At 73.0% G+C, this 18,179-nt stretch carries 18 protein-coding genes; 10 read left to right on the plus strand and 8 right to left on the minus strand.

Translation table 11 applies throughout. The features are described from left to right. Positions 1-7: 7 nt before the first annotated feature. Together ABZ857_RS27525 and ABZ857_RS27530 are read right to left on the minus strand one after the other, a co-directional pair. Positions 8-418, minus strand: a complete 411-nt coding sequence (locus ABZ857_RS27525) for a hypothetical protein (protein WP_357047829.1) — start codon at positions 416-418, stop codon at positions 8-10. Positions 419-658: 240 nt separating this feature from the next. Beyond that, positions 659-1,075 (minus strand): CBS domain-containing protein, encoded by a 417-nt coding sequence (locus ABZ857_RS27530; protein ID WP_357047832.1) that lies wholly within the window; start codon positions 1,073-1,075, stop codon positions 659-661. A 604-nt stretch (positions 1,076-1,679) separates the two neighbouring features. Between ABZ857_RS27530 and ABZ857_RS27535 the strand changes: the two genes are divergently transcribed. The 4 genes from ABZ857_RS27535 to ABZ857_RS27550 all read left to right on the plus strand — a co-directional run bounded on the left by ABZ857_RS27535 (position 1,680) and on the right by ABZ857_RS27550 (position 7,573). Beyond that, on the plus strand, positions 1,680-2,345 hold the full coding sequence (locus tag ABZ857_RS27535) for an alpha/beta fold hydrolase (RefSeq protein WP_357047835.1): 666 nt from the start codon (positions 1,680-1,682) through the stop codon (positions 2,343-2,345). Positions 2,346-2,488: 143 nt separating this feature from the next. Then, positions 2,489-4,222 (plus strand): protein kinase, encoded by a 1,734-nt coding sequence (locus tag ABZ857_RS27540; protein WP_357047838.1) that lies wholly within the window; start codon positions 2,489-2,491, stop codon positions 4,220-4,222. A gap of 107 nt (positions 4,223-4,329) precedes the next feature. Continuing rightward, positions 4,330-6,399 carry a sensor histidine kinase gene (locus tag ABZ857_RS27545; RefSeq protein ID WP_357047841.1) on the plus strand — a complete coding sequence of 690 codons (2,070 nt, stop codon included), beginning with the start codon at positions 4,330-4,332 and terminating at the stop codon, positions 6,397-6,399. A gap of 88 nt (positions 6,400-6,487) precedes the next feature. Continuing rightward, positions 6,488-7,573 carry a hypothetical protein gene (locus ABZ857_RS27550; RefSeq protein WP_357047844.1) on the plus strand — a complete coding sequence of 362 codons (1,086 nt, stop codon included), beginning with the start codon at positions 6,488-6,490 and terminating at the stop codon, positions 7,571-7,573. On the opposite strand, the gene ABZ857_RS27555 is transcribed toward ABZ857_RS27550, so the two are convergent. Continuing rightward, positions 7,556-8,137, minus strand: a complete 582-nt coding sequence (locus ABZ857_RS27555; RefSeq protein WP_357047846.1) for a hypothetical protein — start codon at positions 8,135-8,137, stop codon at positions 7,556-7,558. The genes ABZ857_RS27550 and ABZ857_RS27555 overlap by 18 nt on opposite strands. A gap of 125 nt (positions 8,138-8,262) precedes the next feature. Between ABZ857_RS27555 and ABZ857_RS27560 the strand changes: the two genes are divergently transcribed. Next, a complete protein-coding gene (locus ABZ857_RS27560; protein WP_357047849.1) occupies positions 8,263-9,249 on the plus strand; it encodes a serine hydrolase in 987 nt (328 codons plus the stop codon). Positions 9,250-9,260: 11 nt separating this feature from the next. Continuing rightward, positions 9,261-9,593: a putative quinol monooxygenase gene (locus ABZ857_RS27565; protein WP_357047852.1), complete on the plus strand. Its 333-nt coding sequence runs from the start codon at positions 9,261-9,263 to the stop codon at positions 9,591-9,593. Between the two features lie 8 nt (positions 9,594-9,601). On the opposite strand, the gene ABZ857_RS27570 is transcribed toward ABZ857_RS27565, so the two are convergent. Further along, positions 9,602-10,525 carry a helix-turn-helix transcriptional regulator gene (locus ABZ857_RS27570; protein ID WP_357047855.1) on the minus strand — a complete coding sequence of 308 codons (924 nt, stop codon included), beginning with the start codon at positions 10,523-10,525 and terminating at the stop codon, positions 9,602-9,604. Positions 10,526-10,709: 184 nt separating this feature from the next. On the opposite strand from ABZ857_RS27570, the gene ABZ857_RS27575 reads away from it, so the two are divergent. After that, the gene (locus ABZ857_RS27575; protein ID WP_357047949.1) at positions 10,710-11,753 is read left to right on the plus strand and encodes an NAD(P)-dependent alcohol dehydrogenase; all 1,044 of its coding nucleotides are present in this window, start codon (positions 10,710-10,712) and stop codon (positions 11,751-11,753) included. Between the two features lie 237 nt (positions 11,754-11,990). On the opposite strand, the gene ABZ857_RS27580 is transcribed toward ABZ857_RS27575, so the two are convergent. Next, positions 11,991-12,125: a hypothetical protein gene (locus tag ABZ857_RS27580; RefSeq protein WP_357047858.1), complete on the minus strand. Its 135-nt coding sequence runs from the start codon at positions 12,123-12,125 to the stop codon at positions 11,991-11,993. Between the two features lie 76 nt (positions 12,126-12,201). Between ABZ857_RS27580 and ABZ857_RS27585 the strand changes: the two genes are divergently transcribed. Both ABZ857_RS27585 and ABZ857_RS27590 read left to right on the plus strand, forming a co-directional pair. Beyond that, positions 12,202-12,846: a PadR family transcriptional regulator gene (locus ABZ857_RS27585; RefSeq protein WP_357047861.1), complete on the plus strand. Its 645-nt coding sequence runs from the start codon at positions 12,202-12,204 to the stop codon at positions 12,844-12,846. After that, positions 12,843-13,754, plus strand: a complete 912-nt coding sequence (locus tag ABZ857_RS27590) for a CPBP family intramembrane glutamic endopeptidase (protein WP_357047864.1) — start codon at positions 12,843-12,845, stop codon at positions 13,752-13,754. The genes ABZ857_RS27585 and ABZ857_RS27590 overlap by 4 nt, the downstream gene beginning before the upstream one ends. On the opposite strand, the gene ABZ857_RS27595 is transcribed toward ABZ857_RS27590, so the two are convergent. After that, positions 13,748-14,203, minus strand: a complete 456-nt coding sequence (locus ABZ857_RS27595) for a helix-turn-helix domain-containing protein (protein WP_357047867.1) — start codon at positions 14,201-14,203, stop codon at positions 13,748-13,750. The two genes, ABZ857_RS27590 and ABZ857_RS27595, sit on opposite strands and share 7 nt — an antisense overlap. A 92-nt stretch (positions 14,204-14,295) precedes the next feature. Here ABZ857_RS27595 and ABZ857_RS27600 point away from each other — a divergent pair, with 92 nt between their 5' ends. Continuing rightward, positions 14,296-15,519, plus strand: coding sequence for an MFS transporter (locus tag ABZ857_RS27600; protein WP_357047870.1), 1,224 nt, complete (start codon positions 14,296-14,298; stop codon positions 15,517-15,519). A 47-nt stretch (positions 15,520-15,566) separates the two neighbouring features. On the opposite strand, the gene pruA is transcribed toward ABZ857_RS27600, so the two are convergent. Continuing rightward, a complete protein-coding gene (pruA, locus tag ABZ857_RS27605; protein ID WP_357047873.1) occupies positions 15,567-17,240 on the minus strand; it encodes an L-glutamate gamma-semialdehyde dehydrogenase in 1,674 nt (557 codons plus the stop codon). Continuing rightward, positions 17,240-18,151: a proline dehydrogenase family protein gene (locus ABZ857_RS27610; RefSeq protein WP_357047877.1), complete on the minus strand. Its 912-nt coding sequence runs from the start codon at positions 18,149-18,151 to the stop codon at positions 17,240-17,242. The genes pruA and ABZ857_RS27610 overlap by 1 nt, the downstream gene beginning before the upstream one ends. Positions 18,152-18,179: the final 28 nt, after the last annotated feature.

Consider the following 18,179-nt stretch of genomic DNA (forward strand, 5'->3'; position numbering starts at 1 on the left):
GAGACTTCTAAAGGCGCCGGGAAAGCTTCTCGGCGAGTGCCGCGGGATCGGCGACGGTCACGGTCAGGCCCGGGTGACGCAGCAGCCCGGTGGGCTCGCCGCCCCGGATCGGCTCGTGGAACCGTACGCACAGCCCTCCGCGGGCGTTGGTGGCGAACGTCAGGCCCCGGTCGTCGAGCGACACGTGGACCCCGATCGCCCGGAACGGGGAGTAGGGACCGGTCGTCTCGACGCCGGAGACGTTGGCGAGCGGGGTCTCGATCACCCAGGGCCCGAAGCGGACCCGCAGCGTGCCCGGGCCGACCAGGACACCGGCGGTGTCCGGGCGGATGCCCAGGACGGACAGCAGGGGGGCGAATCGGGGGTCGAAGTCGAACGCGAAGCGCTCCGGCTTGCCCGCGGTGGTGTCGTCGGTCATCGCTACCCCTCCCGGCACCTCGGTCGTCGGTGGGTCCGGCCGGCGGGCCCCGGCGCGGAGTCCAGCGCCTCGCCCCGGTCGCCGCGACTCCGTCTCCGGCGACGTCCCGCCGGGACAGAGCGCGCAAAAGCCGCCATACCCCATCGGTCGGCGTCAAACAGGGCCTTGGTGGTGCGAAGCCCCGGCCGGGGGAGGGCCGGGGCTCCGGCGACCGCCCGCCGTACGGCGGCGGACGGGTGGTCAGTCCGTGCTGATGGCGTCCACGAGGTCGCCCACCGGACGGTCGGGCAGGGCGCGGGCCACGTCGGCAAGCGCGACGATGCCCACCAGCTTGTGGCCGTCGATGACGGGCAGGCGGCGGACCTTGTGGGCGGCCATCGTGGTGAGGATCTCGGCCGCGTCGTCGTCGGCGCCGATCGTGACGGCCTCGCCCTGGGCGAGCTCACCGGCCTGGCACGACTTGGGGTCCTTGCCCTGGGCCAGCACCTTCACGACGATGTCGCGGTCGGTCAGCACGCCCTGGAGCCGGTCGTCGGTGCCGCAGATCGGCAGTGAGCCCACGCCGAGGCGCGCCATCTTCCGCGCGGCGTCGAGGACGGTCTCGTCCGCGTTCACACACTCGGCCCGGGGGGTCATCATGTCGCGAGCGGTCGTCATGCCTTCTCCTTCCTTGTGGTGTGTCGTACGCGCGGCCGGGGACCGGCCGCGGAAAGGTCGGGAACTCCCGCGCCTACCCCCGAGGGCGCGGCGTACACGGCCGCCGCGGAATCCGGCCCCGAACCCACCCGGCGTTCCGGCCCGCCGGGCGCGGAGACCTGGTGGGCGGGAGCCCAGCCCCTCGGCGGTGCCGTCCGCGCTCAACCGCCCCCTGCTGCGCGAGCGGGCGGGCCGGTTCATGACGGCCGTGTAGGGCCAGATCGCGCCCGCCGACCACCACTTCAGGCTCACCCTCTCCCTGGCGGTCACCCGCCCCCGCTGCGGTCCGGCGGGGACGCGGTCGGCGAGATCAGGGCAGCCCCGCGACGACATCGCCGTCGTCGTGCGCAAGATCCCCGGCTGACTCGCCGAGCCGTCCGGAGAGGGGCGCGGCGTGAGGTTCGCGCGGGAGTCCGGGCGCCTCGTCACTCACGCATCTTCCCGCGGAAGGTGTGCCGCCGAGACGGCTCCCCGCGAGACGGGGGACGGCGACTGGTGATTTCCCCGATGCCGTGACCCGGCCTGATCGCGAGACTCCTGTCATCCCCCACGGCAAGGAGATCTCATGCGTAGGATCGTCGGCCCCCTCCTCGGCATCCTGGCCCTGCTCGGCTTCCTCGCCCCAGCCGTCCCCGCGCAGGCGGCCACGCACAACCCCGTCATCTTCGTCCACGGCTACACCGGGAACAGCACCAACTTCGCCACCCTGCAGGCGTACCTGGTGGCCAACGGATGGTCTGGCAGCCGGCTGTACGGATACAACTACAACTGGGCCGGGTCGAACGTGATCAGCGCCCAGGGCCTGGCCGCCTTCGTCAACCAGGTCAAGGCCACCACGGGCGCGTCCCAGGTCGACATCGTCAACCACTCGATGGGCGGCCTGGTGACGCGTTACTACCTGCAGAAGCTCGGCGGGGCCGCCAACGTCGGCCACGTCGCCTCGCTGGCCGGCGCCAACCACGGCACGACGTACGCCACTGCCTGCACCGTCAACATCTCGTGCATCGAGATGCTGCCCGGCTCGGCGTACATCACCTCGCTCAGCGGCGACGAGACGCCGGGGTCGGCGAAGTACGGCACCTGGGTGTCGCCCTGCGACGGCATCATCATCCCCTACACCAGCACCCGGCTGTCCGGGGCGGACAACCACACCCTGGCCTGCGTCGACCACCTGTCGATCCTGAGCAACATCCAGGCGATGTCCGGCATCCGCGACCTGCTCAACAGCTGATCGTCTCCGTTCCCGGCCGGGCGGCTCCCCCAGGGGCCGCCCGGCCGCGTCGTGATCGGCGGCCAGGCCGACCTGTTCCCGCACCGATTGGAGAGAATGTCCTGATCGACTACGCCTGAACCCCCGGATCCCAAGGAGTGCCCGTGCGGACCTTCGAGACGCTGCGGGAGGACGATCCGCGGCAGGTGGGCCCCTTCCGGATCGAGGCACGCCTGGGGGAGGGCGGGATGGGCCGCGTGTATCTCGGGCGTTCGCGGAGCGGGCGGGCCGTCGCGGTGAAGGTGGTGCGGCCGGAGCTGGCCGGCGACACCGATTTCCGCCGCAGATTCGACCGTGAGGTCGCCACGGCCCGCAAGGTCAACGGCTTCTTCACGGCCGGAGTGGTCGACGCCGACCCGCAGGGGTCACCGCCGTGGCTCGCGACGGCGTACGTGCCCGGCATGTCGCTGGAGGACGCGGTGAACGAGCACGGGCCGTGGCCGGAGGACTCCGTGCTGGCCCTGGGCGCGGGGCTGGCCGAGGCGCTGGAGTCGATCCACGCGGCCGGAGTCGTCCACCGGGACCTCAAGCCGTCCAACGTGCTGCTGGCCGGCGACGGTCCCCGCGTCATCGACTTCGGCATCTCCCTGGCCACCGAGGGCGGCTCGCTGACGAAGACCGGCATCACCATGGGAACCCCCGGGTTCATGTCCCCGGAGCAGCTCAAGGGCACCCGGGTCGGACCGGCGAGCGACGTGTTCTGCCTGGGGCTGGTGCTGGCGTTCGCCGCCACGGGCACCGGGCCGTTCGGACAGGGTTCCTGGCAGGGGCTGTGGTATCGCATCGTCCACGAGGAGCCCGACCTCGGCGCGCTGCCGCCCGTGGTGCGGACGCTGGTCGCGCGGTGCCTGGTCAAGGAGCCCGAGGAGCGGCCGACGGTGTCGGCCGTGCTGAACGAGCTGGCCGGCGGCGGCCGTGACTTCGCCTCGCCCATCCAGCAGGGCAGATGGCTTCCCCCGACCGTGGCGCAGGCGGTGCGTACGCGCGTCGCCCGGACGCACGCCTTGACCGTGTCACCGGAGACGCCGCGCTCGCCGCTGTTCGACGGGCCCGGCCCACGGATGCCGGGGACGCCGGGGACACCAGGGGCACCGGGGACACCGGGCACGCCGCATCCGGACCCGCATGTGGCCGGGGCGCCCGGGGTTCCCCGGGCGAGCGGCGGACCGGTCCCGCAGGTGATCACACCCGGTCCGCGGCCGGCCTTCCCGGCGCCGAACTCTCCGCACCTTCCTCCGGCGCCCTATTCTTCGTGGCCCACCCACCGCCCGGCGAGGCCGTATCCGCCGCCGGCGGGTTCCACACCCCGGCGACGGCCCCGCAGGCGCTACCCCGCCTGGTTGCGGCGGACCACCCGCCTCTGGGCGGCCCTCTGCGGGCTGCTCGTGGCGGTCGCCGCCGTGTGCGAGGTCGGCATGGGCATCTCCGCCACGCCGGGGAGGACTTCCAGCGACGGGTCTGCGCTGACCGTCGCGCTGAACCCCGCGTTGAAGCCGGCGATCTACGTCTCCGGCGCGTCGGCCGATCCGCGCTGCGCAGTCGAGAACGGCCGCGGGCGGAACGTCAGGCTCGTCCGGCCCGCGATGGGCTACCAGCCGTTCACCACGGGCGACGCCCAGTGGCGGCTGCTCTACGAGATCCGCGCGTCCAAGACGGGAACCTACAAGGTGATCTGCTCCGGCGAAGACACCGTGTTCGGCGTCGGAACGGCCCCCTCGGCCGGCGTCCGGAACGTCGTCGGCGCCGCCGTGGCGCTCCTGGTGCTCCTCGTCGTCCTCGGAGCGCCGGCCCTGCTCCTGGCCGCTCTCATCACCCGGAAGCCGCGCCCGGCCCCCTGAGCGTGTTGGTAACGGCCCTGCCACAATGGCGCGAAATCGCGGCTTTTGTGCCGTTCTGCGGGCACCCTGGGGGCAGGCGGGAACGGAGCCGGAAAGCGGGAGGCGGGATGGCGTGGGCAGCCCGGGCGGCCGCCGTCGTCATCGCCGTGGTGTCTCCTGCGCTCGTGGTCGCGGCGGTCCTGATCTTCGCGGGGCTTCCGGCGGAATGGCGGCTGCCGGTGATGGTCACGCCGCTGTCGGCGGCGGGGGTGACCTTCCCGGCGGTCGGCGCGTTCCTCATCGCGCACCGGCCCCGGCTCAGGCTGGCATGGCTGATGTGCGCGGGCGGGCTCGGCGGCGCCGTCTACGACTTCTGCCAGGCGACGATGCTGGCCTCCGCGGCGCGCGGGGACCTCGCGCTGGCGGGCCTGCTGAGGTTCCCGGCGCATGTCGGGTGGGCGGTGAGCGGGCTCCTTCTGGAGATGCTGCTGCCCCTGTACTCCCCGGACGGCAGGCTGCCCTCGCCGCGCTGGCGGGTGGTGGTGCTGCTGGGCGCGGCGTCCGTCGTGACCGAGACGGCGCGCCAGTTCGTGCGGTCGGACCCGCCGGCCGGGGGCTTGTTGCCCGCCGTCATCCCCAACCCGCTGCAGGTCCCCGCCCTGGCGCCGTACACGTCGACTGCGGGAGCGCTGGCCTGGACGGGGATCTTGGCGACGCTGCCGCTGGCGGCGCTGTCGCTGCTGCTGCGCTTCCGCCGGGCCGACCCGGTGGGCAGGCGGCAGATCGGCTGGCCGCTGTTCGCGTTCGCCGGATACATCGCGTTCATGTTCGTGGGCATTGTCGCGCCGGAGCTGACCTGGCTGTCGGTCGTCTGGGCGGCGCTCATCCCCGTCCTGATGGTGTTCTCGGTGATGCGCTACCGGCTGTACGGCATCGACACCGTCATCAGCCGGACCTTCGTCGCCGCGGGGCTGCTGGCCGTGGTCGGAGGGGTCTACTTCGGCATGGCCACGCTGTCGAGCCTGGTGGTGTCCGGATACGACCAGGTCGCCGGGCTCGCCTCCGCTCTGCTCACGGGCGCGTTCTTCCAGCCGTTGCGCCGGATGCTGCAACGTGCCGTCGACCGCCTGCTCTACGGCCCTGTGGGCGACCCGCGCGTGCTCGCCGAGCGGCTGGTCCAGGAGGTGCGCCGGGGCGATCCGGCGCGGGCGCTGGCGCCGGTGATCGGCGTGCTGCGCGAGGGCCTGGCGGTGCAGGGGGTCGCGGTGGAGGTGACCGGTGGCGAGCCGGGGCGCCAGGTCAGCGTGGCGAGCACGGTCAGCGGGCGGGTCGGCGACTCCCCGCGTGAGGTGCCGCTGGTCTGGCACGGCGAGCGGGTGGGGCGGCTGCTGGTCGGCCCGCCCACCTCGCGCCGCTTCCCCGCGGCGCACGACGAGCGGGTGCTGGCCACGCTGGTCCCGTACGCGGCCGACGTGGCGCACGCGGTGCGGCTCGCGGCCGACCTGCAGCGCTCCCGGGAACGCATCCTGGCCGCCCGGGAGGAGGAGCGGCGGCGGCTGCGCCGGGACCTGCACGACGGCCTGGGCCAGACGCTCAGCGGCATGGCCATGGCCGTCAACATGGCCCGCATCCGCCTGAAGACCTCCCCCGAGGCGGCGGACGGGCTGCTGCGCGAGTTGCGCTCCGGCATGGACGCGGTCACGGGCGACCTCCGGGAGCTCGTGTACGGCCTGCGCCCGCCCGCCCTGGACGATCTGGGCCTGGCCGCCGCCGTACAGGCGCTGGCCCGGCCGGTCGATCCCGAAGGCCCCGCCACGGCGGTGAGCGCCGAGGGCGACCTGGCCGACCTGCCCGCCGCCGTCGAGGTGGCCGTCTACCGGATCGTGCAGGAGGCGCTGACCAACGTCCGGCGCCACGCGCGTGCCACCCGCGTCCGGGTCGAGCTGCGCCGCGAACCCGCGGCGCTGCGCCTGCTGATCGCCGACGACGGCGTGGGCCTGCCGCCGGGGCGCCGCTCGGGCGTCGGCCTGGCCTCCATGCGCGAGCGCACGGCGGAGCTGGGCGGGATCTGCCTCATCTCCGGAGAGCCGGGGGTGGGCACCACGGTGGAGGTCATGCTCCCCGTTCCCGCGACCGGCGCGCCGCCGCGGCACGAGCCGTCCCCGCCCGGCACGCACGTGACCTTCGGGGCGTCCTGAGGGCGTCCCGGTGGTTCACTGGTGAACCATGTCCCTGTGGTTCACCCTTGAACCATGTCCCTGTGGTTCACCCTTGAACCATGTCCCTGTGGTTCACTCTTGGACCATGCGGGCGGAAGGGACACGGGTCGGGGACGCGCGGGCCGCGGCGGCCCGCTGGGTCGCCCGTGAGGCCGCCTCCGCCGCGAACTTCGCCGGGGCCTTCCTCACCGGGTCGGCGGCCTGGGCCGATCCCGGCGCGGTGCTGCCGCCCACGTCGGACGTCGACGTGGCCGTCGTGGTCACCGATCCCGTCGCGCCGCCCAAGCTGGGCAAGATCCCCTGGGAGGGCGTGCTCGTCGAGGTCACGTACATGTCCTGGGACGGGCTCGCCTCGGCGGACGACGTGCTGGCCTCCTGCCACCTGGCGGGCGCCTTGCGTGCCGGCATCGTCATCGCCGACCCCACCGGGCGGCTGGCGTCGCTGCGGGCCGCGGTCGCGGCGGGTTTCGCCGAACGGCGCTGGGTCCGCCTGCGGTGCGAGGACGCCGAGCGCCGCATCACCGGCGGGCTCGCGGCGCTCGATTCCCGCAAACCGTTCCACGACCAGGTCACCGCCTGGCTGTTCCCGGCCGGCATCACGACCCACGTGCTCCTCGCGGCCGGGCTGCGCAACCTCACCGTACGGCTGCGCTACCCGGCCGTCCGCGAACTCCTGCGGGACTACGGCCGGATGGACGTCTACGAGGAGCTGCTCGGCCTGCTCGGCTGCGCGCGGCTGACCCGCGAGCGCGTCGCCGCCCACCTCGCCACGATGACGAGGGCCTTCGACGCGGCGGCGGCCGCGGCCCGCACGCCGTTCCCCTTCTCCGCCGACGTCACCGAGGCGGCCCGGCCGGTGGCCGTCGACGGCAGCCGCGACCTCGTCGCGCGGGGACAGCACCGCGAGGCCGTCTTCTGGATCGCCGCGACGTACGCCCGGTGCCTGAAGATCCTCGCCGCGGACGCGCCGGGGGAGACGGGCCACCTCGACGGTTTCGCGGACCTGGCGGCCGACCTGGGGGCCGGGTCGCCGGACGACCTGCGGCGCCGGGCGCGCGAGCTGACCGCCTACCTGCCCCGCCTGCGCGCGGTCGCCGAGGAGATCATCGCCGCGAACCCCGAGATCCGGGACGGGTCAGCCCCCGGCGGGTGACGGGCTCGGTGAAACGGCCGGCGAGGGGCTGGGCGACATTCCCGGCGACGTGCCCGGCGATGTGCCCGGCGACGTGCCCGGCCAGGGGGAGTAGGTGCTCCTCCACGTTCCGGGCGGCAGGACCGGGACGTCGACCCGGACCGTTCCCGCGTTCTGGAACCGGAACGTCACGGGGATCGTGCCCCCGCTGCCCAGCGGGCGGGTGAGGCCGGCGAGCAGCACCTGGGGAAGGGCCGTCCCGCCGACGTACTTTCCGGCGGGGATCTCCAGGCCGCCGGCGGGCAGGCGGGCCTCCCGGAACAGGCCTCCGGTGTCCACCGACACCAGACGGTCGGCGCGGCCGCTCTCGTTGAGCAGCATCATGTACATCGGCATGTCGGTCCCCGGCGGGGCGGGCTGCTGCGAGCCGATGATGAAGGCGTTGCGGAGCAGCAGGCCGGGAAGGTTGACGTTCGCCCCCTCGTTCTGCGGCATCGTCTGGGTGTAGTAGTCCTGCTTGATGTCGCCGCAGGCGGCGGTGACGGCCGCGGCCGCTATGCATAGAGCCGCCAGGATCCTGCGCATGTCGACCTCGGCTCGCTCGGAGGGCGTCTTTCGAGGCTGGGTACCCCCTCTGCCGGTTGTTTACCGCCGGAAAATTATGCGAGCCTCGGGACGAGGAGGAATCCCCGAGAACGCGGAGGAAACGCATGCGGCTGATCTCCCCGGAGGAGGCCGGGTTCACGCCGGACCTGTCCCACCGGCTGGACGCCCTCGTACGGCGGGGAGGTGCCCCGGCCCTGCACGGCGTCGTGGTGGCCCGGCACGGCCGCGTCGTCCTCGAGTGGTACGGCGGCGGCGAGGACCATGTGCTGAACACCCCGCTCGGCCACGTGGACTTCGGGCCGGACACGCCGCACGACGTGCGCTCTGTCACCAAGAGCGTGGTGGCGCTGCTGTACGGCCTGGCACTGGAGTCCGGCCTGGTGCCGGGTCCCGGCGAGCCGATCCTGACGGTCTTCCCCGAGTACGCCGACCTGGCGGCCGATCCCCGGCGGGCCGGGCTGACGATCGGGCACGCGCTGACGATGACGACGGGCCTGGAGTGGGACGAGAGCGCGCCCTACACCAGCCCGGCGAACAGCGAGATCGCGATGGAGATGGCGCCGGACCGCTGCCGCTACGTGCTGGAGCGCCCGTTCGTGGAGGAGCCGGGCGAGCGGTGGCGTTACAGCGGCGGAGCCGCGGCCCTCGTCGGCGCGATCGTCGAAAGGGGCACGGGTTCGCGCCTTGAGGAGTTCGCCCGCGCCGCGCTGTTCGAGCCGCTCGGCACCGGGGCCTTCGAGTGGTCGACCGGCTCCGACGGGAGGGCGCTGGCGGCCTCCGGCCTGCGCCTGACGCCGCGCGGCCTCGCCAGGATCGGGCAGGCGGTGGTCGACCGGGAGATCGCCCCCGGCTGGCTGGAGGAGATGCTGCGCCCGCGTGTGCCCGCCTGGGAGGCGGTCTCCTACGGGTACATGTGGTACTCCGGCCCGGATGGCCGGGCGTCGGCCATGGGCAACGGCGGCCAGCGGCTGTTCCTGCTGCCCGATCTCGGCCTCGTCGTGGCCGTCACGGCCGGTGACTACGATGGGGCGGGCCAGGACACGGCGCCGAGGGCGGTCCTGGAGGATGTGGTCCTGCCCGCGATCAGGTGAGGAGACGCCGGATGATTTTCATCACCGCGAAGTTCCGGGTGTTGCCCGAGCATGCCGACCAGTGGCCGGAGATCACCCGTGAGTTCACCGAGGCGACCCGCGCCGAGCCGGGCTGCCTGTGGTTCGACTGGTCGCGCAGCCTCGACGACCCGGCCGAGTACGTCCTCGTCGAGGCGTTCCGCGACGACGAGGCCGGAGCGGCGCACGTGGGGTCGGAGCACTTCCAGACGGCCCGGCGGACGCTGCCGCCCCACCTCGCCGAGACCCCGAGGATCGTGAACGTCACGGTTCCGCAGGACGACTGGTCCCCCCTCGGCGAGATGGCCGTCCCCGCCCAGGACTGAAACGCGTTTCAGAAGGCATCCAGAGGCCGCGACCGCGACGCCGGAGGGGCGGGCCGGGGCCTGCTGCGGTCGTCGTGGCCGGGGGCGGCGTCGAGCGTGCCGGCCCAGCTGGCGAGGAGGCGGAGTTTGTCTTCGGAGTCGCTGCCGGGTTCGGTGCCGTAGGCGACCAGGGTCAGGTTGTCGGCGGTCAGGTCGAGGGATTCGTAGGTGAGGTGGAGCTCGCCGACGACGGGGTGACGGAAGGGCTTGGTGCCGATGTGGTGCTGGCGGACGTCGTGGCGGGCCCAGCGGGCGCGGAAGTCGTCGCTGCGGGTGGACAACTCGCCGATGAGGTCGGCGAGGTCCTTGTCGTAGGGGTCGCGGCCGACTTGGGCGTGCAGGAGGGCGACGGTGTCGTTGGCGGCGCGTTCCCAGTCGCCCCAGAACCGGTGGGAGCGGGGGTCGAGGAAGATGAACCGGGAGTGGTTGGGGGTGGCGCCGCGGGCCGCGTCGATCATGGGGGCGTACAGGGCGCGGCCGAGGGCGTTGGTGGCCAGGATGTCGCCGCGGCCGTTCATCACGAACGCGGGCGCGTCGGTCATGGCGTCCAGCAGCCGCTGCACGGTGGGCCGTACCTGCTGCGGAGTGGGGCGGCGCCGGCGACGCCGGGCGGGTCCGGCCGCACGGGCGAGATCCTCCAGGTGGGTGCGTTCCTCGTCGTCGAGCCGCAGGGCGCGGGCCAGTGCGTCCAGGATGCTGTCGGAAACTCCGGACAGGTCGCCGCGCTCCAGCCGGGAGTAGTACTCCACGCTGATCCCGGCCAGCTGGGCGACCTCGGCGCGGCGCAGGCCGGGAACCCGGCGGGTGCCGTAGGAGGGCAGCCCGGCCTGTTGCGGGCTGATCCTGGCCCGGCGGGAGGTCAGGAACTCACGGATCTCGGTGCGGCTGTCCACGTCTTTCAGGCTAGGTAACCTTCCCCACCGCAGGGATGCCCTGCCAGTACACCTTTCACCAGTGCCTTCCTCCTCCTCCGGTCGGCGCTTTGGATGGGTGGTGGCCACCTCGCCGCCAGTGAGCACAGCCCAGCGAGCACAGCCCACTGAGCGTTTGGGGGCGGCCCTTACCGAAGGAGCAATCATCATGCGTGTTCATGCCTACGCCGCGCCGGCCGCCGGCGAGCCGCTGGCCCCCACGATCATCGATCGACGTGAGGTCGGTCCCAACGACGTGCTCATCGAGGTCAAGTACGCGGGCATCTGTCACTCCGACATCCACACCGTCAACGGCGACTGGGGGCCCCAGCCCTATCCGTTGGTCCCCGGCCACGAGATCGTCGGCGTCGTCACCGAGGTCGGCGCCGCCGTCACCCGGCACCGGGTGGGTGACCGTGTCGGAGTGGGCTGCATGGTCAACGCCTGCGGTGAGTGCGCCCACTGCCGCAACGGCGACGAGCAGTACTGCCTGGACGGGATGGTGCCCACCTACGGTGGCGTGGATCGGGACGGCACCATCACCCAAGGCGGCTACTGCACGCACGTCGTCGTCGACGCCCGCTTCGTCCTGTCGGTGCCCGAGGGCATCGACCTGGCGGCCGCGGCGCCGCTGCTGTGCGCCGGTATCACCACCTACTCGCCGCTGCGCCGCTGGCAGGCCGGTCCGGGCAAGAAGGTCGCCGTCGTCGGTCTCGGCGGACTCGGGCACATGGCCGTCAAGATCGCTCACGCCATGGGCGCCGAGGTCACCGTGCTCTCGCAGTCCTTGAAGAAGCAGGAGGACGGCCTGCGGCTCGGGGCCGACCACTACCACGCCACCGGCGACCCCGACACGTTCGAGCGGCTCGCCGGCCGGTTCGACCTGATCGTGAACACGGTCAGCGCCGGCATCGACCTCGACGCCTACCTCGGCCTGCTCGCCGTCGACGGCACCTTGGTCAACGTCGGCGCCCCCGCCGAGCCGCTGAGCCTCAACGTGTTCTCCCTCATCGGTGCCCGACGCTCCTACGCCGGGTCGATGATCGGCGGCATCGCCGAGACGCAGGAGATGCTGAACTTCTGCGCTGAGCACCATATCGGCGCCGACATCGAGCTGATCTCGGCGGACCAGATCAACGAGGCCTACCGGCGTGTCCTGGCCTCCGACGTCCGCTACCGGTTCGTCATCGACACCGCCACCCTCGGCTGACGCGCACCGCGACCGACGCGCACGCTGTCCGCCCGGCGCGACCGCCTGTGACTGGTCCCCCTCGGCGAGATGGCCCTCCCCGCCGAGGACTGAAACGCGTTCGGAACCCGTAGGCGTCGCGGCGGTGCTTGATCGTCTGAATCGTCACTGCGCTCCCAGGCGGCGGTCACCTCTCCGGGAGACCGCCGCTGAGGGCGCGGCGTGCCGGCGGAGCGAGGAGGACGCTGTATCGGTCGCTCACGCACCGGCCCTGCCGAGACGGGCGGCCATGATGGCGGCCATCTCTTCCTCTGTCGTCACGTCGCCCCTCGCCTCGGTGGCGGCGGCCTCGACGAGATCGGCGCGCATCTCGGAGTCGGCGAGGGTAGCCATCCCCCGGCGGTGACTCACCCTTGCGAAGCGCCCCTTCTATCTATTAGATATATCTGGCAGAGAGAAGGGAGGAAGGATGGCGCGGAAAGACCAGACCGAGATGGCGGTCCTCGGGGCTCTGAACATGCGGCCGATGACGGCGTACGCGCTGCGGGAGGCCATCAGGGAGGTGCTCGGGCATTTCTGGAGCGAGAGCTTCGGTCAGATCTACCCCACGCTCCACGCGTTGGAGGAGCGGGGGCACGTCGTGCGGCACGAGGGGCCCCGCGCGGGTTCGTCGATCTTCTCGGTCACGCAGCCGGGCGTCGCCCGGCTGCGTGAACTGCTGAACGAGCCGATCGCGGCGGTGCCGCCGCGCAACGGGCTGCTGTTGCGCCTGTTCTTCGGGCGGCTCCTCGGGCCGGAACGGTGCCGTGAGCTGATCGAGCAGGCGAAGGCGGACGCCGAGCGCCGCCTGGCCGAGTACGCCGCGCTGGCCGCCCAGATCGAGATCGAGGACCGGGGCTCGCCGGACCTGCCCTACACCCTGATGACGGTCTCGGCCGGCAGGCGCGGCGCCGAGGCGGTCATCGCCTGGGCCGCCGAGGCCCTGGCGCTGCTCGACGGCCAGCCGAAGACCCCGCCGAAGACCCCGCCGAAGACACCGGCGGCGGGCACGTCGCGGGACGTCCCCACGCCGGCGCGGGCCGGCGACAGCCCCCCGAACGGAGCACAGCGATGACCCTCACCGCAGCGGTCCCCACCGCCGCCCCTCCCTCCCGTCTGCGCGCCGGTGTCGGCTTCGCCATGCTCTCCGCCGCCGCAGTGGGCGGCGGATGGCTCTTCGTGGCCCTGGATCGCGCGACCGGGCAGATCACCGGCGCCGGCAGCACGGTCTCCACCAGTGGCACCACCGCCGGGCAGGGCCTGTGGATCCTGGTCCCCGCGCTGACCGCGATCGTCCTGCGCCTGGTCGTCCGCGACGGCGCAGGACCCCTCGGTCTGACGCCCCGGTTTCCCCATCCGGTCCGATGGCTGGCGTTCGCGGCGGCGGCCTTTCCCGTCGCGGTGGCCGTCTGCGTGGCGGCGGCCCTGACGACCGGGGCCGCGGCGTTCTCCCTCACGCCCTCGGCCGGCAAGCCGTCCCTCCCGGCGGCCCTCGCGAGCACGCTGGGGTTCCTGGTGGTCAAGAACCTCCTGGAGGAACTCGTCTTCCGTGGTTACGGCACCCGCACCGCGGCGGCGCTCGGGCTGCCCGGGGTCGTGCCGCACGTGCTCGTCGGCCTGGTGTGGGGGCTGTGGCACATCCCGCTGTACGCGGTGTGGATGGCTCCCGCCGACCTGGACGCCACGACCACGCTGCCCTTCGCCTGGTATCTCCCGGCGTTCCTCGCCGGCACCGTCGCCCTGGCCGTGCTGTACGGCGAGATGCGCCTGTGGACCGGCTCGATCTGGCCGGGCGTCGTGCTCCACACGGTCAGCAACGCCCTGTCGACCCCGCTCCTCGTCGACGGGCACCTTCGCTACCGGGGACACGGCGACCTGCTGTTCGGCATCGCCCCCGGCTCGCTGGCCTCGGTGCTCCTGTTCGGCGGAGCCGGCCTCTACCTCCATCGCCGCCGAGTCCGGCAGGTGCCGAAGCGTCAGTGATCGTGGGAGACCTTGACGACGACGGTGTCCTCGGGGGCGACGGGACGCCCGTCGGCGGCCTGGATCCGCAGGGGGGCCAGCGGCCGGGCGGACAGCCGGTCCACCAGTTCGGAACGCGGCTCGTCCTCGGCGAAGAAGTGGTCCTCACCCCACTGCCGGAGGGCGACGATCACCGGGAAGAGCCCCCGGCCCTTCGGGGTCAGGACGTACTCCTGGTAGGCGCTCCCGTCGGAGGCCGGCACGACCTCGAAGACGCCGCCGGCGACGAGGGCGCGCAGCCGCGCGGCGAGGATGTTCTTCGCGACGCCGAGACTGCGCTGGAACTCCCCGAAGCGGCGATGCCCGTCGAAGGCGTCGCGCACGATCAGCAGCGACCACCAGTCGCCGATGGCGTCCACCGACCGTGCCACGGGGCAGTCGCTGTCGTCGAGACGAGTCCGTCGCACCACGGTCGTTCCTCTTTCCCACACCCAGTCTGGTTGCAACATGCTACCAAATGCTTTTAGTCTCGCCTGGTAGCAAGTTGAAACCAGGAGGGCTCATGGCCGCATGCCGGACCGCGGACGGACACGTGACGCACATCGGGGACGCGGGCCCGGCACCGCGCGGAACCACCATGCTGTTCGCCCTGGCCGCGGGTACGGCCGTGGCCAACGTCTACTTCGCGCAGCCGCTGCTGGTCACCCTCGCCCAGGACTTCGGGATCGGGCCGGGGGCCGCCGGCGCCATGGTCACGGCGACCCAGCTCGGCTACGGACTGGGCCTGTTCCTGCTGGTTCCTCTCGGCGACGTGCTCGACCGGAGAACGCTGGTGACCAGGCAGTCGCTGCTGCTGGCCGCGGCGCTGGCGGCCCTGGGCGCCGCCCCGCACGCGCCCGTGCTGTTCGCCGCCGCCGCCGCGGTCGGCTTCCTGGCCGTCGTCACCCAGTCCCTGGTCGCCTACGCCGCCGCGCTGAGCACGCCGGACCGCCGGGGCCGGGTCGTGGGACAGGTCACGAGCGGCGTCGTGCTCGGGATCCTGCTCGCCCGCACCGTCTCCGGGCTGCTGGCCGACCTGGCCGGCTGGCGCGCCGTCTACCTCGCCTCGGCCGCGGCGATGCTGCTCCTCACCCTCGCCCTGCGGCGTGTCCTGCCTCGCCGGCCCGCGACGCCGCGCCGCCCGCGCTACCGCGACCTGCTGCGTTCCACGATCACCTTGTTCGTCCGGGAACCCCTCCTGCGCGCCCGGGGTGTGCTCGCCCTGCTCGTCTTCGCGTCCTTCAGCACGCTGTGGAGTTGCGTGGCCCTGCCGCTCAGCGCTCCGCCGCTGTCCCTGACACACGCCGCCATCGGCGCCTTCGGCCTCGCCGGTGCCGCCGGCGCCATGGCCGCCGCGCCGGCCGGGCGCCTGCACGATCGCGGCCTCGGCCAGTGGACCACCGGGGGAGCCCTGCTCCTGCTCGCGATCTCCTGGATCCCCCTGGCCCTCACCCAGCGGTCCCTGTGGGCTCTCGCGCTCGGCGCGGTCCTGCTCGACCTCGCGGTGCAGGCCGTCCACGTCACCAGCCAGAGCATGATCTACGCCCACCGTCCCGACGCGGGCAGCCGGGTCATCGGCGGCTACATGATGTTCTACTCGGCCGGAAGCGCCGCCGGGGCGCTGGCCTCCACCGCCGTCTACGCCGTCGCGGGCTGGGGCGCCGTCTGCCTGCTCGGCGCGGCCTTCAGCCTGACGGCCCTCGCCGTCTGGGGACTGTCCGCGCGCCCGTCTCGCCGCACCCCGTGACGATGCCCTCGGAACCCGCGCCGGGGTTCCGAGGGCGCCGCGATCCGTCAGTAGCCGAGGTCGCCGAGGTCGGGCTGCTGCCAGCCGCCCTGCGGCACGTCGCCCTTGTACGGCCCGCTCACGACCGGCGGCACGAAGGTCTCCTTGATCGTGCGGGCGTTGACCCAGCGGATCAGGTTGAAGATCGAGCCTGCCTTGTCGTTGGTGCCCGAGGCGCGGGCCCCGCCGAACGGCTGCTGCCCGACGACCGCCCCGGTGGGCTTGTCGTTGACGTAGAAGTTGCCCGCCGCGAAGCGCAGGCGCTCGGTGGCGTCGTCGATCGCGTACCTGTCCTGGGCGATGACCGACCCGGTCAGCGCGTACGGCGAGACGCTCTCCATCTGGTCCAGCACCGTGTCGTACGCGGCGTCGTCGTAGACGTGGACGGCGAGGATCGGGCCGAAGTACTCCTTCACGAAGATCTCGTCCGCGGGGTCGGCGCACTCCAGCACCGTCGGCCGCACGAAGTAGCCCGACGAGTCGTCGTAGGAGCCGGTGAGCACCTCGATCGAGTCCACCGACCGCGCCCGGTCGATCGCCTCCCTGTGCTTGGCGAAGGCCCGCGCGTCGATCACCGCGCCCATGAACGTCGACAGGTCGCCCGACACGTCGCCCACGGTGAGCGACTCGGCCGCCGAGACGAGGTCGTCGCGCATCCGGGTCCACAGCGAGCGCGGCACGTACGCCCGGGAGGCCGCCGAGCACTTCTGGCCCTGGTACTCGAACGCGCCCCGCAGCAGCGCGGTCGACAGCACACCGGCCTCGGCGGACGGGTGGGCCAGGATGAAGTCCTTGCCGCCGGTCTCGCCGACGAGCCGCGGGTAGCCCCGGTAGCCCGCGATGTTCTCCCCGACGGCGCGCCACAGGTGCTGGAAGGTGGCCGTCGAGCCGGTGAAGTGGATCCCGGCCAGCTCCGGATGCGGCAGCGCGACCTCGGACACGGCCGCGCCGTTGCCGGTGACCATGTTGATCACGCCGGGCGGCAGCCCGGCCGCCTCCAGCAAACGCATGGTGAAGTGCGCCGCGAACTGCTGCGTCGGCGACGGCTTCCACACCACGACGTTGCCCATCAGCGCCGCCGACGCCGGCAGGTTGGCCGCGATGGAGGTGAAGTTGAACGGCGTGATCGCCAGGACGAAGCCCTCCAGCGGGCGATACTCCATGCGATTCCACACGCCCGGCGCCGACTGCGGCTGCTCGGCGAGGAGCCGCCGGGCGTAGGCGACGTTGAACCGGAAGAAGTCGATCAGCTCGCACGCGGCGTCGATCTCGGCCTGCTGCGCCGACTTCGACTGGCCGAGGATGGTGGCCGCGTTGAGCGTGGCCCGCCACGGGCCGCTGAGCAGCTCGGCGGCCCTGAGGAACACCGCGGCGCGCTCCTCGAACGGCAGGGCCCGCCAGCGCGGCGCGGCCTCCAGCGCGGCGTCGACCGCCGCCCGGACGTCGGCCGCGGTGGCGTCGGCCGTACGGCCGAGGACGGCGGCGTGGTTGTGCGGCTGCACGACGTCGATCGGGGCGCCGCCGGCCATGCGCCGCTCGCCGCCGATCGTCATCGTCAGGTCGAGGGACGCCCCCGACAGCTCCTTGATCCGGGTCTCCAGGGCCGCGCGCTCGGCGCTGCCCGGTCCGTAGGCGTGCACCGGCTCGTTCGCCGGCACCGGGACGTCGGTGATCGCATCCATCATTTACCCCTCAAAGCGCGAAGGAAGAAGGCGACGTTGGCCGGGCGCTCGGCGAGGCGGCGCATGAAGTAGCCGTACCAGTCGTCGCCGTAGGGGACGTAGACCCGCACCCGCGACCCGGCCGCGGCCAGCGCCGCCTGCCTGTCGGCCCGGATGCCGTAGAGCATCTGGAACTCGTAGTCGTCCGGGCCGCGCCCGGCGGTCACCGCGAGCGACTCGGCGATCGCGATCAGCCGGTCGTCGTGCGTGGCCACCATGGGATATCCCGTGCCCGACATGAGCGCCCGCAGGCATCGCACGTACGCGCGGTCGACCTCGGCCTTGCTCTGCCAGGCCACCGAGGCGGGCTCGCGGTAGGCGCCCTTGACCAGCCGCACCCGCGACCCCGCGAGGTCGCGGCAGTCGGCCTCGCTGCGGAACAGGTAGGCCTGGATCGCCACGCCCGTCTCCGGGAAGTCCTCCCGCAGCGCGCGCAGCACGCCGAGCGTCGCGTCGACGGTGGTGTGGTCCTCCATGTCCAGGGTGACGGTGGAGCCGCACTCCCGCGCCGCCGCGCAGATCTGCCGCGCGTTGTCCAGGGCCATGCCCGGGTCGAGGGCCTGGCCGACGGCCGACAGCTTGACCGACACCTCGGCCCGGGCGCCGAGGCCGAGCGGCCGCAGCTCCTCCAGCAGCGAGACGTACGCCTTGGCGGCGGCGACGGCGGTCCCGGGGTCCCGGACCTCCTCGCCCAGGTGATCGATCGTGACGGACAGCCCCGAGCCGGTCAGGCGGCGCGTCGCGGCGACGGCGTCCGCGCCGGACTCCCCGGCCACGAAGCGGTCGACGACCTTGCGCGTGAGCGGGAGCCCCGACACGGCCCGGCGGGCGAGCGGGCTGCGCGAGCCCGCGAGAAGCAGGGAACCGAGCATGGCCTCAGGCTAAATCCGCACGTCACGG

The sequence above is a fragment of the Microbispora sp. NPDC046933 genome, from assembly GCF_040644635.1.
In the GTDB taxonomy this organism is placed as follows: Bacteria; Actinomycetota; Actinomycetes; order Streptosporangiales; family Streptosporangiaceae; genus Microbispora.